We start from the raw sequence: 15985 nt of genomic DNA, 5'->3' as shown, positions 1-15985 counted from the left end.
TCCTCCACACTCGTCAACGGCGGATGAGTCCCAGGTCGGTCGCGGTGGCGACGGCGGACGTGCGCGAGTCGACGCCGAGTTTGGTGTAGCTGCGGGCGAGGTGGGATTTCACGGTGCCTTCGGTCAGGTGGAGCCGTTCCGCGATGGCCCGGTTGGAGAGGCCGTCGGCGACCAGGACCAGGACTTCGATCTCGCGCAGCGTCAGCGCGGCGGTGGGCATTCGCATCCGGTTCATCAGCCGGTCGGCGACGGTCGGGGCGAGTGTGGTGCGTCCGGCGGCGGCGGTCCGCACGGCGGCCACGAGTTCTTCGGGTGGAGCGTCTTTGAGGAGATAGCCGGTGGCGCCCGCTTCGATGGCGGGCAGGGTGTCGGCGTCCGTGTCGTAGGTGGTGACGATCAGGACGCGCGGAGCGCCCGGCCGCGCCGTGATCACCGCGGTGGCTTCGGCGCCGGTCATGCCGGGGCCGAACCGCAGATCCATCAGCACGACGTCGATGCCGCCTTCCGCGGCGCGGGTCACCGCTTCCTCCGCGGTCGCGGCTTCGGCCGTGACGACGAGACCGGGTTCGGTTTCCAGCAGGGCGCGGAGGCCCGCCCGGACGATCGGGTGATCGTCGGCCACGAGGAGCCGGATCGGCGGTTCGGTCACAGACGTTCCTTGGGTTCGACGGGCAGCCGCACGGACAACCCGGTGCCGTGGCCGGGGGAGGACTCGACATCGAGGGTGCCGTCCAGGGCTTCGGCGCGGGTGCGCATCGCGCTCAGACCGAAGCCGCTGTGCTCCGGATGGAAACCGACACCGTTGTCGACGACCTCGAGGGTGACGTGCTCGTCGAGGTAGCACAAGGTGACCTCGGCGGTGGACGCGCCCGCGTGGCGGACGGTGTTCGCGAGTGCCGCCTGGCCGATGCGCAGCAGGGCGACCTCGTGCGCGGTCGGCAGGGGAGTCGGAGTGCCGGTGAATCGGAACCGCGCGGCGATGCGGTGCCGGGCACTGGTGGTGGCGCACAACCGTTCCAGCGCGTCGGCGAGCGTGGTGTCGTCGAGCGCCGGCGGGGACAGGGCGACGACGAAGCGGCGGGCTTCGGCCAGGTTGTCGGCCGCCGCTTGCCGAGCCTGCTCGACGTAGCGGGCGGCGTTTCCCGCGGTGTCGGGCAGGGTCCTTTCCGCGGCGCGCAACAGGAGTTGAATGCTCGACAGCCCTTGGGCCAGGGTGTCGTGGATCTCGCGGGCCAACCGTTCCCGCTCGGCGAGCACTCCAGCGGTGTGCTGGGCTTCGGCCAGATCGGCGCGGGTGATGGTGAGTTCGTCGATCAGGTTCCGCCGTCGTTCGCTTTCGCGGTACAGCGCCTGGTACCCCCAGACGACGGCGACCGCGACCGCGGCGCCCAACGCCGGGCCGATCGCCGCCGCCGGGACGAAGGTGCCCTGGTGGGCGGCGAAGGCGGTGATCGCCGCGAGCGCCGTCGCGATCACCGCGACCAGGCCTTGGCGGCGCGGCAACAGATGCAACTGCAGGAAGTACAGCGGGAAGGCGACCCAGACGCCGTCGGCCGTGAGCACCAGCAGGGCCAGCCACACGAGACCCACCGCGATCAACCACCACAGGGCGGCCCGCCGAGACGTCCTGACGCGCGGCAACAGCGGGCCGACCGCGTACACGACGGCGCACAGCAGCGCCGTCGCGACGATCGCTCCCGCGTCCGACGAGCCGCCCGCGACGGCCCGGACGGCCGCGAGGGCGAGCAGGGCGACGAGCAGCAGGTGCAGACACCAGGTCAGCACCCGGCTGGTCGGGGTCAAAGTGGGCGAGGTGGTCACAGTGCGTCCAGATTACGGAGCGGAACCAGTGGGCGCCTCTATCCAAAGGTAGAAGCGGCGTGCCGTCTTCCGGCGCGCGAAGTGCCATCTCCGGTCAGATGTCGTCGCGGTCCCAGGAGGCGATCGTGGAGGGGTCACCAGCCCACCCGCCGGAGAGGACAGAGCGGAACCGTGTTCGTCGCCTGGAGAGATCTGAGATTCGCCAAAGGGCGGTTCGCCCTGATGGGGGCCGTGGTCGTGCTGATCACCCTGCTGGTCGGCCTGTTGTCCGGGCTCACCGCGGGGCTGGGGGAGCAGAACATCTCCGCGATCACCGGCCTGCCCGCCGACAAGATCGTCTTCGCCGCTCCCGGTGACGGGCAGAGCCTGTCCTATGCCAACTCCGCGATCACCGAGACACAGCGGCGGCAGTGGGCCGAAACCCCGGGCGTCATCGATGCCGAGCCGCTGGGCATCGCCACCACCAAGGCCACGGCGGGAGGCCGCAGCGCCGGGGTCTCCGTCTTCGGAGTCCGGCCCGGTTCGGCACTCGCACCGGACGGCGGGACCATCGCCGACGGCTCGGTGGTGCTGTCGACGTCCGCCGCCGACGATCTCGGTGTCCGAAGCGGGGACACCATCACCGTGGCCGGCCGCCCGCTGACCGTCGCCGCCGTGACCGGGGACGCCTGGTTCAGCCACACACCCGTGGTGTGGGCCGGTCTGGACGTTTGGGCGAAGACCGTGCCACCCACGGGCGGCGTGCCGAGCGCGACCGTGCTCGCGCTGACCGCGACGGCCGACGCCGATCTCGCGGCCGCTGACCTGGCCGCGGGCACGAAGACGGTTTCGAAGAGCGACTCGCTGTCCGCCATCGGCTCCTACACCTCGGAGAACGGTTCGCTGCAACTGATGCGAGGCTTCCTGTTCGCCATCTCCGCGCTCGTGATCGGCGCCTTCTTCACCGTCTGGACGATCCAGCGCAGCGGCGACATCGCCGTCCTCAAGGCGTTGGGTGCGAGCACCCTCTTCCTGCTGAAGGACGCGCTCGGCCAGGCTGTCGTCCTTCTCGTCGGCGGTACCGCCATCGGTACCGGACTGGCCGTCGGCCTCGGCGCGGTCGTCGCCGGATCCGCCGTGCCCTTCCTGCTGACGCCGGCCACCGTGCTGGTCCCCGCCGCCGTGATGATCCTGCTCGGCGCTCTCGGGGCCGCGCTCTCCGTCCGCCGCATCACTTCCGTCGACCCGCTGACCGCACTGGGGAGTGCCCGATGAGCCTGAACCTGACCGGTGTCACCCTCACCTATGCCGACGGCGACTCCCGCCTCACCGCCCTCGACGATGTCACGCTGGACGTCCCGCCGGGCACGATCACCGCTGTCGCCGGGCCTTCCGGCTCGGGCAAATCCAGCCTGCTCGCCGTCGCCGCCACCCTCATCTCCCCGGACCGCGGGACCGTCACGATCGACGGCACCGAGACCACCGGACTGACCCGCGGTGAGCTCACCGGGCTACGCCGCCGCAAGATCGGGATCGTCTTCCAGCAACCCAATCTGCTGCCCTCCCTCACCGCCGCCGAGCAACTCCAGGTCATGGCCCGGATCGACGGTCGCTCTCCGGCCGGAGCACGCGGTGTGGCCATGGACCTGCTCGACGCCGTCGGGCTCGGACCGCAGGCGGGGCGGCGCCCGCACCAGCTCTCCGGCGGCCAACGGCAACGGGTGAACATCGCTCGCGCGCTGATGAACGAGCCCCCCGTGCTGCTGATCGACGAACCGACGAGCGCCCTCGACCACGACCGCGGCTCCGCGGTCATCGACCTGATCACGCGCCTGACCCGCCAGCGGGCCACCGCCACGGTCTTGGTCACGCACGACCGCGCCCACCTCGCCGGGGTCGACAGGGTCGTCGAAGTCCACGATGGACGGTTGGGCAGTCCCTCACCGGTCGGCTGAGCCGCCTCCGGGCATAGGGCCTTTCGCCCCTGCCTCGTGGGCCGGACGGCGGCGTGGCCGGGACTCGGGAGCGGACGCCGGGGGACTTCGTCCTCTGCGCTCACGCAGCGCCGCCATTCGAGACTGGGACCGGCTGATGACAGCGGGTCCGACCTCGAAAGGAGCCGGAATGCCGATCGCCACGGATGGTCCGCTCGTCGCCGGGATAGACGGATCCCGGTCGGCGAGGACGGCGGCTCTTTGGGCGGCGGGCGCCGCTTCACGACGAGGTATGCCACTTCGGCTCGTCCACGTTTACGCCGTGCCGCTCGAGAACGTCCCGAGCGTGCTTCCCCCGGCCGAGGAGATCCGAGCGGGGTTCGCCAATCTGGGACAGGGGTGGGTTTCCCAGGTGCGCGAGGCAGTGCTGGCCCGCTTTCCGGGCCTGGTCGTCGAGACCGTGGTCAGGGAGTGGAGCGCGGTGCCCGCCCTGGTCGAGGAGTCCACGGGCGCGACGATGCTGGTGCTGGGATCACGGGGGCTCGGCGGGTTCACCGGACCGTTGATCGGCTCCACCGCGGTCGCCGTCGCCCAACGCGGCCAATGCCCGATCGTCGTGGTCGGCGGCGCCTGGCGCGACGACGACCGGATCGTGGTAGGCACGGACGGTTCTCTGATGAGTGAAGGCGCTCTCGGGTTCGGCTTCGACGAAGCGAGTTCCCGGAACACCGGGCTGACCGTCGTCCGGGCCTGGTCCGAGCCGTCAGGCCGGGTCGAGGACGACGAGCGGAGGTCGGTCGAAGAGCAAGTGGCACCGTGGCGGGACAAGTACCCGGAAGTGGCGGTCGAGGTCGTCCTGTACCGGGGGCGGCCTATCCGCGCCTTGCTCGAACTAGGCAAGCGGGCGGGCCTGCTCGTCGTCGGCTGCCGTGGCCGCGGCGGGTCCGAAGGGATGCTCCTGGGCTCGACGAGCAAGGCCCTGATCGCCCATGCGGAGGGCCCTGTCGCCGTCATCCGGCCCGCTGAGCCGGGCGAAAACGCCGACCTGTAATCGGAACTCCACAAAGGACATACGACGACTCGGTCCACGATATGGGACCGAGTCGTCGTCATGTCCTCTTTCCGAACAGTGGGAAAAATGCTGGGTTTCGGCCATCGCGCGCGGCATGGTCACTTTGACGGGTTCCTCCTCGGCTTCGGCACGTAAAAGGATCTCGTAACTTGCGGCGAGTGGGGAAATTCGTTCCGTTTTGTCACGCCGTCGTTCTCCCGAATTTCGAAGCCACTGCGAATACGTCATTCTTCTGCCCTAATTCCATTGAACTCGGCTGTTCGCCGTCATAACCTCGCACGCTGCCGCCGGGTTATGGCCTGGGAGGAACGGGCGATCGATCTTTCGTACTTACGGAGGTACCCGTGGAAAGTGTCCCGCACTACTTTCCAAAGCTGTCACCTCCGCCAGGGCATCTTGTCCGGCAGGCACTTCCGAACTCCGCCGTATACCCCACCACGAATGCGGCCATTCGCAGCGGGTCTGTTCTCCGAACGCGAACACGGCCGCCGTGGCGACCTATTAAGGAAAATGGTGAATTTCTCCCCGAAACTGGATGTCAGCCTGGATCCACCCTTACCGAAGACGCGAAACGAAGGGCTTGTCATACGAAAATACGGTGGCTCGTCGCTGGCCACGCCGGAAATGGTGAACGAGGTGGCCGACGAGGTGGCCGCCATCGCCGAAGCGGGGGACCGGGTGGTCCTGGTCGTGTCGGCGATGGGGGACAGCACCGATCGGTTGATCGACCTGGCCGGGAAGTTCGCCGAACCGCCCGCGCCCCGGGAGCTCGATCAGCTGATGGCGACCGGTGAACAGGTGTCTGCGGCGGTGCTCGCCATGGCCTTAACCGAGCGCGGGATCGAGGCCGTCTCGTTGTCCGGTGACCAGGCGGGAATCGAGGTCGCGGGCGAACCGGGCGCGGCGACCATCGTGCGGGTCGATCCCGGCAAGATCGCCGCCCGGCTGCGTGACGCGCGGGTCGTCGTGGTCGCCGGGTTCCAGGGGCGGGACGCCGACGGCGAACTGCTGACCTTGGGCCGAGGTGGTTCCGACACCACCGCGGTGGCGCTCGCCGCCGCGCTCGGCGGTTCCGAATGCGAGATCCGGACCGACGTGCACGGTGTTCGCACGGCCGATCCCCGCATCGTGCGGGACACCCGGGTGGTCCGGACGATCTCGTACGACGCCATGGTCGAACTCGCCGGGCTCGGCGCCCGGGTGCTGCATCCCAGATCCGTCGAGCTCGCGCGGCGTCACGGAGTGGCGGTGCGGGTGACGCACGCGTCGGATCCAGGCCCCTCGACCGTCGTGACGGCCGGAGAAGCGTCGATGGAAGACGTTCCCCGCGTCATCGGCATCGCACACGAACGCGACGTGCGGCTGGTCCGGGTCGAGGTGTCCGCCTCCGGCCCGGACCATTACGCGCGTGTCCTCGCGACGCTGGCGGCCTGCGGGGTGCGGCCGGACAACCTGAGCTGGCCCGATCCCGGCGAACTGCGGTTCACCGTCCGGGGGACGGAGCCGCTCGGTCTGCCGATCGCCCGGCTCGCGATGGAGTTGGACGCGCGTTCCACGGTCTTCGAGGATCTCGGCTCGGTGTCCGTGGTCGGCACCGCGCTGCTCGATCCGCCCGGGTTCCTGCCCGGGTTGCTGCGGGTCCTCGCCGATCACCGGGTCACGGTGCCCGCGATGACGACGTCGCCATCGCGCCTCACCGCCGTGATCCCCGCCGACGCCGTCGACATGACCGTCCGCGCCCTGCACGACTCGTTCGGCTTGGCGGTGGACCGACCATGAGCCCCTACGGACAGCCGTCGGGCCAGTTCACCACCGACGGCCTGGTCCTCACCTGTGACGGTCACGACCAGCGGGTTCGATGGCGGGTCGGCGACCGGTTGGAAGAGTTGTACGAGCGGCTCTGCGACCGGTTGCGGGCCGACGGCCTCGGCGACCGCCTCGCGGTCGACGCCGAGGACGAGAAGCTCACGTTCGACGGCTTGGACGAGCGGGCCAATCGGCTCGCGCGGCATCTGCGAGCACACGGGGTGCGGCCCGGCGACCGCATCGGGCTGTTGTTCGGCGAACCGGTTCATCCCTACGTCGCGATGCTCGCCGTGCTCAAGGTCAACGCGGCGTATGTGCCGCTGGACGCGGGTTTTCCCGACGACCGCTTGGCCTACATCGTCCAGGACGCCGGCGTCCGGCTCGTGGTGTCGACCGCCGCCCTGCGTGGTCGGTTCGAGCCTGGCAGCGTCGAGCTGATCTGCCTCGACGAGGACTCGGATCGCATCGCCGGGCAGCCGGGCGAGCGGCTCACCGCGGCCGAGAAGAGCGCTCCGGCCGACGAACTCTGCTACGTCGTCTACACGTCCGGCTCGACCGGGCGGCCGAAAGGCGTGACGATCGATCACGCCTCGATCTGCAATTTCGTCCAGGTCGCCACCGAGGTCTACGGCATCCAGCGCACCGACCGGGTCTATCAGGGCATGACGATCGCGTTCGATTTCTCGGTCGAGGAGATCTGGGTGCCGTTGCTGAGCGGCGCGACGCTCGTGCCGAAACCCGGCGGCGTCGCGCTCGTCGGCCACGACCTCCTCGAGTTCCTGCAGGAGAACAAGGTCACCGCGTTGTGCTGTGTCCCGACCCTGCTGGCCAGCCTCGACGAGGACCTGCCGCTGCTGAGGTTCCTCCTGGTGTCCGGTGAGGCGTGTCCCGAAGACCTCGTGCGCCGCTGGTATCGCCCGGACAGACGGTTCCTCAACGTCTACGGCCCGACAGAGGCCACTGTCACCGCGACGTGGTCGGTGCTGCGGCCGGATCGTCCGGTGACCATCGGCGTGCCCCTGCCCACCTATTCGGTCGTCATCCTCGACCCGGACGAGCCGAGGGCACTCGCCGCCGGCGAACTCGGCGAGATCGGCATCGCCGGGATCGGGCTCGCCGGCGGCTACCTCAACCGGCCCGACCTGACCGAGCGCGCGTTCGTCCCGGACTTCCTCGGCATCGGGCACAACCCGTCCCGGCGTATCTACCGCACCGGTGACCTGGGCCGGATCACCCCGGACGGGGAGATCGAATACCACGGCCGCGCCGATACCCAGGTGAAGATCCGTGGCTATCGAGTCGAGCTCACCGAGATCGAATCGGTTCTCCTGCAGATCCCCGGAATCGCCCAGGCGGTGGTCGAAACCCATCGTCCGGAACCCGGCACCGTCGAGCTGGTCGCCTACTACAGCCTGCGACGCGACCAGGCCGACGTCGACCCCGGAGAGCTACGTCGTCGCCTGGCGGAGCTCCTGCCGGGCTACATGGTGCCCGCCTACCTTGAGAGGCTCGACCACATCCCGCTGACGCCGGCGGGCAAGGCCGATCGCCGACATCTTCCGGCTCCCACCGGTCCACGCCGAGCGGGGAACGAAACCGGCTACGTGGCACCGGCGACCGAGACCGAACTCCACTTGGCGGAGGCCTTGGGCGGTGTCCTCGGGATCGAGCGGATCTCGGCGACAGGGCACTTCTTCGACGATTACGGCGCCGACTCCCTGCTGCTCGCCAAGTTCTGCGCCGTGGTCCGTGAACACGGCGACCTCGCATCGTTGTCGGCCAAGGACGTGTACCTCAATCCCACTGTTCGCGGTCTCGCCGAGTCGACCGTCGCCGCGGCCGAGGTCACGGTCGTTCGTGCCGAAGAGCCGCGCCGGGCGTCGACCGTGTCATACGTCCTTTGTGGAGTGTTCCAGCTCTTGGCCTTTCTGGCCTATGCCGCCGGTTCGAGCTGGATCCTGGACACGGGATTCGCCTGGATTTCCGCCGCGACGGGTTTCGCCGAGAGCTACGCACGTGCCGCCGGACTCGGCCTCGTCGTCTTCGTCGTCCTGTCCGTGGTGCCGATTCTGGCGAAGTGGGCGATCGTCGGCCGGTGGAAGCCGGGGGAGATCCCGCTGTGGAGCGTCGGCTACCTGCGCTTCTGGACGGTCAAGACCTTGGTCCGGTTCAGCCCGCTGATGTTGTTCATCGGGACGCCGCTGTACTCGTGGTACCTGCGAGCGCTCGGCGCGGACATCGGCAAAGGTGCCGTGATCCTGTCGCGGAACCCGCCGGTCTGCACCGATCTGTTCAGTGTCGGCGCCGGGGCGGTCATCCGGAAGGACGCGTACTTCTCGTGCTATCGCGCCCGAGCGGGGCGGATCCAGACGGGGCGGGTCACACTCGGCGACAACGCCTTCGTCGGTGAAATGACCGTGCTCGACATCGGCACGACGCTCGGCCACGACGCGCAGCTCGGCCATTCGTCGTCGCTGAACGCCGGGCAGTCCGTCCCCGATGGCGAAAGCTGGCACGGGTCGCCCGCCCGTCTCTCCACTGTGGACTACCGGGCGCTGGGGACGGTCCCGCGCGGGAGGCTGAGGCCGATCGTCTTCTGCGCTTCCAGCCTGCTGCTCCTGCTCTCGGTGACGCTTCCCGTGACGTTGGGCGGGGCCGACGTGTTCGTCGATCGCTGGCTCACCACGACGACGGACTTCACGAGCTGGGCCTTCTATCGCGGCCGGATCGCCGACTCGGCACTGCTGTACTTCGGGGCGTTGCTCGCCGGGCTCGCGGTCGTTCTCACGATCCCGCGCCTGCTCGGCTTCTTCCTCCGGCCGGACCGCGTCTATCCGCTCTACGGCACGCATTTCGCCATCCAGCGGCTGATCGCGCGGCTGACGAACATGCGTGCGTACACCTACCTGTTCGGCGACAGCAGCTACATCGTGTACTACCTGCGCGCGCTGGGGTACGACCTGTCGAAGGTCCGGCAGACCGGATCCAACTTCGGGGTCGAGGTCAAGCACGAGACGCCGTTCCTCAGCACGGTCGGCACCGGGACGATGGTCTCGGACGGCCTTTCGATGCTCAACGCCGACTTCTCCGCCTCCTCGTTCCGCCTGCGTAAGACGTCCGTCGCGCCGGAGGCGTTCCTGGGCAACGAGATCGCCTTCCCGCCGGACGCGCGGGTCGGCCGGAACTGCCTGCTGGCCACCAAGGTCCTGGTCCCGCTGGACGGACCGGTCCGGGAGAACGTCGGGCTGCTCGGGTCGCCCGCGTTCGAGATCCCCCGGACCGTCCGCCGCGACACCGGATTCGAGCACCTCCACACCGGCGACGCGCTGCGCCGGGGCTTGCGGGCGAAGAACCGCCACAACACCGTCACCATCCTCGTCTATCTGCTCGTGCACTGGCTGCATCTGTTCGGAATCCTGCTCATCGGCACGGCGGCCGGCGCCCTGCACGAGCGGGTCGGCCCGCTCGCCGTCGGTGGCGGCATCGTGGCGACATTGGTGTTCTCGGTCGCGTTCCTCATGCTGGCGGAACTCGCCGTACAGGGCTTCCGGGCGCTGCGGCCGAGGTACTGCTCGATCTACGATCCGATCTTCTGGCGGCACGAGCGGTTCTGGAAGCTCAGCCCCGCCCGCTACCTCGCGCTGTTCAACGGGACGGCGTTCAAGCCGTTCCTGCTGCGTCGTCTCGGCGTCCGGATCGGCCGCCGTGTCTTCGACGACGGGTGCGCGATCCCGGAACGGTCGTTGGTGAGCATCGGCGACGACTGCGTGCTCAACCTGCACACCGTCGTGCAGGGACATTCGCTCGAAGACGGCACGTTCAAATCCGACCACATCGACATCGGCGCGGGGTGCACTCTCAGCACCGGCTCCTTCGTCCACTATGGAGTGGCGATGGCGGACGGGGCGATCGCCGAAGCGGACGCGTTCCTGATGAAGGGCACCACGGCCCCGGCCCGTACCCGCTGGCACGCCAATCCGGCGGTCGAACTCGACAAGGCGGAAACCATCACCGCGGCAAGGAGATTGCCATGACGAGGACATCCACGGCGAGGCCGGCACTGGCCCCTCGCGTCGAAGGTGCGCTGCCCGGTCCGCGCTCGGCCGAGTTCCTCGAACACCAGCGACAGTGGGAATCCAGTGCGCGGGCGTATCCGCGTCACCTGCCGATCGCCATCGCGGGCGCGGAGGGCAGCTACCTGTGGGACATGGACGGGAACGTCTTCGTCGACTTCCTGGCGGGCGCGGGCGTGCTCTCCCTCGGCCACAACCATCCCGAAGTGGTGCACGCGGCCACCGAACAGATGCACGTACTCACCCACGGCCTGGACTTCCCGACGGCGGCGAAACGCGAGTTCGTCGACGCCCAGCTGTCCATGTTGCCGCAAGCCCTCCGCTCGCGGATGCGGATGCACTTCTGTGGCCCGGGCGGCGCCAACGCCGTGGACGCCGCGATCAAACTGTGCAAGACCGCGACCGGGCGCGGTGACCTGGTGTCCTTCCAGGGCGGGTTCCACGGCTCGAGTCACGCCGCGATGGCGCTGACCGGGCTGGTCGCCCAGAAACGGCCGATCGCCAACGGGGTGCCCGGCGTGCACTTCTTTCCGTACTCCTACTGCGCCCGGTGTCCGGTAGGGCTTTCGCGGGACACCTGTACGACCAACTGTGTCGGCCTGCTGGAACGGTCGCTGCGCGATCCCAATGGCGGCATCCACCTTCCCGCCGCGGTGATCCTGGAAATGGTGCAGGGCGAAGGCGGGATCATCCCGGCGGACCGCGACTTCGTACGCCGGGTCCGCGCGCTGACCGCGGAGCTGGACATCCCGCTCGTCGTCGACGAGGTGCAGACCGGTTGCGGCCGCACCGGCACCTGGTTCGCGTTCGAGCACTACGACATCGAGCCCGACGTGATCATCGCCTCGAAGGCCTTGAGCGGGATGGGACTTCCGGTGGCGGTGATCTTCTACGACCGGCGGCTGGACGGCTGGGCGCCCGGCGCGCACACCGGCACGTTCCGAGGCAACCAGGCCGCGTTCGCCGCCGGCACGGCCGCGGTCCGCATCGTCCGGCGTGACGACGTGCTGGGCAATGTCCGGCAGCGCGGGCGGCAGCTCGCCGAGCGGCTCGGCACACTGCACGGTGACGTCTGGGTCCGTGAGGTGCGCGGCCTCGGCCTGATGTGGGGGATCGAGCTGGCCGATCCACGCGATGGCCGCCCGGCAGGCGGATACGCCCGTGCCGTGCAGGCGTACGCGTTGCAGCACGGGCTGATCGTCGAACTCGGCGGCCGCGACGACAGCGTGATCCGCCTGATGCCGCCGCTCACCGTGACCGCCGAGGAGGTCGACGTCGCCTGCGCGATCCTGCTCGACGCGATCGAGCACTGTGGTCCGCCGGGGTAGGAAACCGCAGGTCCCGCCTCGTGAGTGGCGTTTCGGGTTCTAACCCGAAACGCCACTCACGAGGACGGCACCGAGCACTCACGTGATCGAAGGCGTGACCCGCGTGATTGAAGCCGCAACTCGCGTGATCAGAGGCGGAACACTCGAGTGCGGCCTTCAGTCACGCGAGTTACGTGCCTGATCACGCGAGTTACGCCTTCGCTCACGCCGCGCCTGTGTGCCTAGTCCGTGAAGGCCTCCTTGAGGGAACCAGAGTCCCTCAAGGAGGCCTTCACGGACTTCGGACCGGGTGGGTACAGAGGACAAGGTGCGCATCTGGTGACGGTCGCCTCCGCGAAGCGACCAAAACGCCGAATACGGCCCGTGATCGGCATCCGGCCGTTAGAGTGAACAGTCGCTGTAGTTGTCACCCCTGAGGAGTAGCAGTTCATGATCGCCGAGAGCGCGAACCAGCAGAGCGTGACCTTCCCGCAGGAAGCTACGCCGATCTTCGACCTGGTCGCGAAGATGGTGGCGCGGACGCGGACTGAGGACGAGCACGACTTCGACCGCGAAGCCGACCTCGCGACGTCGGTGTAGCTTCCTGCAGCGGCAGTCATTCAGGCGGTGCACCGGCATGGTCGCGGAGATCCGCGGCCGTTCGGCGGGCGTGGGCCAGGCCGTCGAGGATCCACTGCGGCGGCTGCCGGTCGTTGGTCGCGATCCGCTCGTAGGCGGCGACAAGCCGCTCCGCGATCTTCAGCCGGGCGTCCACGGCCGCCGGTTCGGGGTCGCTCTGTTCGGCCGGGATCGTGACCAGGGCGAGGTGCCCGGTCGGCGAGGGAGGCGCGGACTCGGCGGGCGTGTCCGGTCGCTGCTCCGGGGTGGGCAGCCGCCGAAGACGAAGCGGCGCACCCTCGTGACGGGAGCCCTGCGCGGGGAAGGGATCCGCCCGGAACCGCGCGACCGAGGGCCAATACCGGGTGCGCGCGGACTTCGGCGTCTCCCCGTCGAGCCCGCACGCGATCTCCTGCCAGGTCTTTCCGTCGAGCCGTGCGGCGACCACCGCCGCTTCGACGATCTGCTGCGCCATCCCGATCAGTCCGGCGTGGTCCGGCGGGGAGCCCTCGTCCTCCCTGGCGGCGTTCGCCGCGAGATCGGCCAGTTCCGCCGCATGCGCGGCGAGGGCCAGATGGGCCCGGGTCGCCGCGGCGGGGGTGGAGTGGCGTGTGGTCACCGTCCGCTCCTCGTGGCAGGCCGGGCGCTCGGCAAGAGGCTCGCGGATTCCCGCATGCCGTGACTCACAGGTGTTCTCACCTTTCTGATATGCAAACTTGCATAAATATGCAATTTATGGATGTGCGATGGCGCGGACGAACCGGGATTTGTGCCCTGATCGGGTGTGGTCACGACCGTTCTGTGTGAGGTGACGTTCGGGCGCCCTTGTCGTCGGGCACGATCAGGGATGTGTGCACGGCCGGCTCTGCGGGGAAGGGATGCCGATGAACAGTCCCCTGTATCAGGCGACGGCGGAGTTCTTCAAAACGCTGGGGCACCCCGTCCGGATCCGCGTGCTCGAACTGCTCAGCGAGCGGGACCATCATGTCTCGGAGCTGCTGGCCGACCTGGGTATCGAGCCGGCCAACCTGTCTCAGCAACTCGCCGTGCTGCGCCGGGCCAACCTGGTGGTACCGAGCAAGGAAGGGACGACCGTCTCCTACTCCCTGACCAGTCCGTCGGTCGCCGAACTGCTCGCCGTCGCGCGCGGGATCCTGACCGGGGTCATAACCGGCCAGTTGGAGCTGCTCGACGATTTGCAGAATTCCACCGGCGGGGATTCGCCTTGATCAGGATGAAAAGCAATTTCGGATATTCATGACCTCGCGGCGGCCGTCATTTGTTTTCCTGGTCGGAATCGGCATGCTTCCCATTCGATTCGGAATGGTCATCGCCGTCCCGGGTTCGCCGTGTCTCCTCGACGAGAGAGTCGAAGATGGGGGTTCCGCACAGCTCCACATGGTCCTCCGTCGCGCCGGTCCTTGTGCCGATCATCTTGCCCCGGAACGGCTTCTTCGATCCAGTTCCGCAGGGCAATGCACTCGATTGAGCTCACCCTCGGGGGTGAGCTATTCATCGATGTGAAAAGCGAAGTGTAGGACACGACCCTTTCGACGGTGTCGCCGGGTTTTGCGGAAATAATGATTCCGCTTGTTCCTTTGCGGGCGGGAAAAGGATTGCTCACCCGTCTCGTGGCTGGTCAGCGCGGGGCGGAGAACTCGGTCCGATAGCGGGTCGGTGTCGTGCCCAGTGCGGTGGCGAAGTGCTCACGAAGCCGGGCGGGGGTGCCGAAGCCGGACTGTGCGGCCACGGCGTCGACGCCGAGAGCGGTCGTCTCGAGCAGGTGCCGCGCCTGCGCGAGCCGTTGCGCGACAAGCCAGTGGTGGACGGTGGTCCCGGTGCGGGCGCGGAACGAGCGGGTGAACGTACTGCGGCTCATATGCGCTCGGGCGGCCAGGCCGTCGATGCTGTGCTGGATGCCCAGATGGGATCGCGCCCAGTTCATCACCTCGGTGAGCGGATCCTCGTCCGCGGCGGGCACCGGGAGCTCGATGAACTGGGCCTGCCCGCCGGGACGATGTGGTGCCGCGACGATCCGGCGGGCGACCCGGTTGGCGACGACCTGCCCCGCCGTGCGGGCGAGCAGATGAAGGCAGGTGTCGATCCCGGCGGTCGCACCGGCTCCGGTCACCACGTCGCCTTCGTCGACGTACAGCTCCTCGGGGCGCAAATCGACCGAGGGGAAGCGACGCCGGAACGTCTCGACCCATTTCCAGTGGGTCGTCGCGGCGCGGCCGTCGAGGACACCGGCGTCCGCGAGGGCGAAGACCCCCAGGCAGAGCCCGACGACGAGGGCTCCGCGTTCGTGCGCGGCCCGGAGCGCGGCGGACACCGGCGCGGGTGTCGAGGTTTCCGGGTCGGACCACCACGGCACGACGACGATGTCGGCGTCCGCGAGGGCATCGAGCCCCGCGGAGACGTCGATCGCGTACCCGGCGCTCGTGGTGAGGCTGCCCGGTTCGACGGCGACGACCGTGAGCGGCCACGGGTCCATGTCGCCCGCCGGGGATTCCGGGCCCCACACCAGCGACGGCACAGCGAGGTGGAACGGGCTGATCCCCTCGAACGCCAGGACGGCCACTCTCGGAGCACTCATCGATCCCTCTTCCCGCGGATGTCGGCCGATCTCGACGATGACTGACCCGAATCCGTATCTCGATATCGGATCGGGTCAGTCAGGATGGTAGCCGCACCCACGGAAAGCGAAGGAAACACGATGACCAGCACCACTCTCCGCGAAATCAGCACCCTGCCGACGGCTCCCGCGGCGCTCTCGGACGCCACGGTGATCCTCGTCGACTACCAGAACACGTACACGCGCGGCGTGATGGAACTCGACGGCTGGGAAGCGGCGCTCGACGAGGCGGCCACGTTGCTGGCGCGCGCCCGGGCAGCGGGCGCGACGGTCATTCACGTCATGCACGACGGGGGCGAGGGCAGCCCGTACGACCTCCAGCAGGACATCGGCCGGATCCACGAGCGGGTCGCCCCGGCCCCCGGCGAGGAGGTCGTAGTGAAGACCGCGCCGAACTCGTTCGTCGGAACCCGGCTGGGGGAACTGGTCGACGCCGCCGGGCACCGGAACGTCGTCGTGGCCGGGTTCATGACCCACATGTGTGTCACGTTCACGGCGGAGGGCGCGTTCCTGCGCGGGAACAGCCCGACGGTGGTGGCCGCCGCCTGTGCCACGCGCCCGCTCCCGTCGGTCGACGGCCCGGTGACCGCCGCGGAACAGCACCGCGCGGCGCTCGCCACGATCGGTGATCTCTACGCGGTCGTCGTCGGTTCCTCGGCAGAGCTCGGTTAGGACCTGCGCGGCCGCGCTCGCGCGTGGATCATGAAGGTGTTCCCGCCGCCGAAGCATCGAAGGGGTCC

The 15985-nt window shown here is 68.8% G+C and carries 13 protein-coding genes; 9 read left to right on the top strand and 4 right to left on the bottom strand.

Features of this window, described 5'->3' with window-relative positions; all coding sequences use genetic code 11:
- Nucleotides 1-13 precede the first annotated feature (13 nt).
- A complete protein-coding gene (locus AORI_RS61165; protein WP_016334378.1) occupies nt 14-649 on the bottom strand; it encodes a response regulator in 636 nt (211 codons plus the stop codon).
- Nucleotides 646-1821: a sensor histidine kinase gene (locus AORI_RS61160; protein ID WP_016334377.1), complete on the bottom strand. Its 1176-nt coding sequence runs from the start codon at nt 1819-1821 to the stop codon at nt 646-648. Before AORI_RS61160 ends, AORI_RS61165 begins: the two co-directional genes overlap by 4 nt.
- Before the next feature lie 171 nt (nt 1822-1992).
- On the opposite strand from AORI_RS61160, the gene AORI_RS61155 reads away from it, so the two are divergent.
- The 7 genes from AORI_RS61155 to AORI_RS83905 all read left to right on the top strand — a co-directional run bounded on the left by AORI_RS61155 (nt 1993) and on the right by AORI_RS83905 (nt 12592).
- The gene (locus AORI_RS61155; protein WP_016334376.1) at nt 1993-3075 is read left to right on the top strand and encodes an ABC transporter permease; all 1083 of its coding nucleotides are present in this window, start codon (nt 1993-1995) and stop codon (nt 3073-3075) included.
- Nucleotides 3072-3755 carry an ABC transporter ATP-binding protein gene (locus AORI_RS61150; protein ID WP_016334375.1) on the top strand — a complete coding sequence of 228 codons (684 nt, stop codon included), beginning with the start codon at nt 3072-3074 and terminating at the stop codon, nt 3753-3755. The genes AORI_RS61155 and AORI_RS61150 overlap by 4 nt, the downstream gene beginning before the upstream one ends.
- Nucleotides 3756-3924: 169 nt before the next feature.
- Entirely contained in the window at nt 3925-4785 is an 861-nt protein-coding gene (locus AORI_RS61145; RefSeq protein WP_043848124.1) for a universal stress protein, read from the top strand.
- Between the two features lie 531 nt (nt 4786-5316).
- Nucleotides 5317-6585 (top strand): aspartate kinase, encoded by a 1269-nt coding sequence (locus AORI_RS61140; protein ID WP_016334373.1) that lies wholly within the window; start codon nt 5317-5319, stop codon nt 6583-6585.
- A complete protein-coding gene (locus AORI_RS61135; protein WP_016334372.1) occupies nt 6582-10646 on the top strand; it encodes a Pls/PosA family non-ribosomal peptide synthetase in 4065 nt (1354 codons plus the stop codon). The genes AORI_RS61140 and AORI_RS61135 overlap by 4 nt, the downstream gene beginning before the upstream one ends.
- The gene (locus AORI_RS61130; RefSeq protein ID WP_016334371.1) at nt 10643-12013 is read left to right on the top strand and encodes an aspartate aminotransferase family protein; all 1371 of its coding nucleotides are present in this window, start codon (nt 10643-10645) and stop codon (nt 12011-12013) included. Before AORI_RS61135 ends, AORI_RS61130 begins: the two co-directional genes overlap by 4 nt.
- Nucleotides 12014-12442: 429 nt before the next feature.
- On the top strand, nt 12443-12592 hold the full coding sequence (locus tag AORI_RS83905; RefSeq protein WP_167337772.1) for a hypothetical protein: 150 nt from the start codon (nt 12443-12445) through the stop codon (nt 12590-12592).
- Nucleotides 12593-12608: 16 nt separating this feature from the next.
- On the opposite strand, the gene AORI_RS61125 is transcribed toward AORI_RS83905, so the two are convergent.
- Nucleotides 12609-13229, bottom strand: coding sequence for a hypothetical protein (locus AORI_RS61125; RefSeq protein ID WP_016334370.1), 621 nt, complete (start codon nt 13227-13229; stop codon nt 12609-12611).
- Between the two features lie 265 nt (nt 13230-13494).
- Here AORI_RS61125 and AORI_RS61120 point away from each other — a divergent pair, with 265 nt between their 5' ends.
- The gene (locus AORI_RS61120; protein WP_043848840.1) at nt 13495-13839 is read left to right on the top strand and encodes an ArsR/SmtB family transcription factor; all 345 of its coding nucleotides are present in this window, start codon (nt 13495-13497) and stop codon (nt 13837-13839) included.
- Nucleotides 13840-14249: 410 nt separating this feature from the next.
- On the opposite strand, the gene AORI_RS61115 is transcribed toward AORI_RS61120, so the two are convergent.
- On the bottom strand, nt 14250-15206 hold the full coding sequence (locus AORI_RS61115) for a helix-turn-helix domain-containing protein (protein WP_043848123.1): 957 nt from the start codon (nt 15204-15206) through the stop codon (nt 14250-14252).
- 120 nt (nt 15207-15326) lie between these two features.
- Between AORI_RS61115 and AORI_RS61110 the strand changes: the two genes are divergently transcribed.
- Nucleotides 15327-15917, top strand: a complete 591-nt coding sequence (locus AORI_RS61110) for an isochorismatase family protein (RefSeq protein ID WP_016334367.1) — start codon at nt 15327-15329, stop codon at nt 15915-15917.
- Nucleotides 15918-15985 lie beyond the last annotated feature (68 nt).

It is taken from the genome of Amycolatopsis keratiniphila (genome assembly GCF_000400635.2).
Taxonomy (GTDB): domain Bacteria; phylum Actinomycetota; class Actinomycetes; order Mycobacteriales; family Pseudonocardiaceae; genus Amycolatopsis; species Amycolatopsis keratiniphila.
Note: the sequence above shows the minus strand (reverse complement) of the source record. Positions and strands in the feature narration are given on the sequence as shown.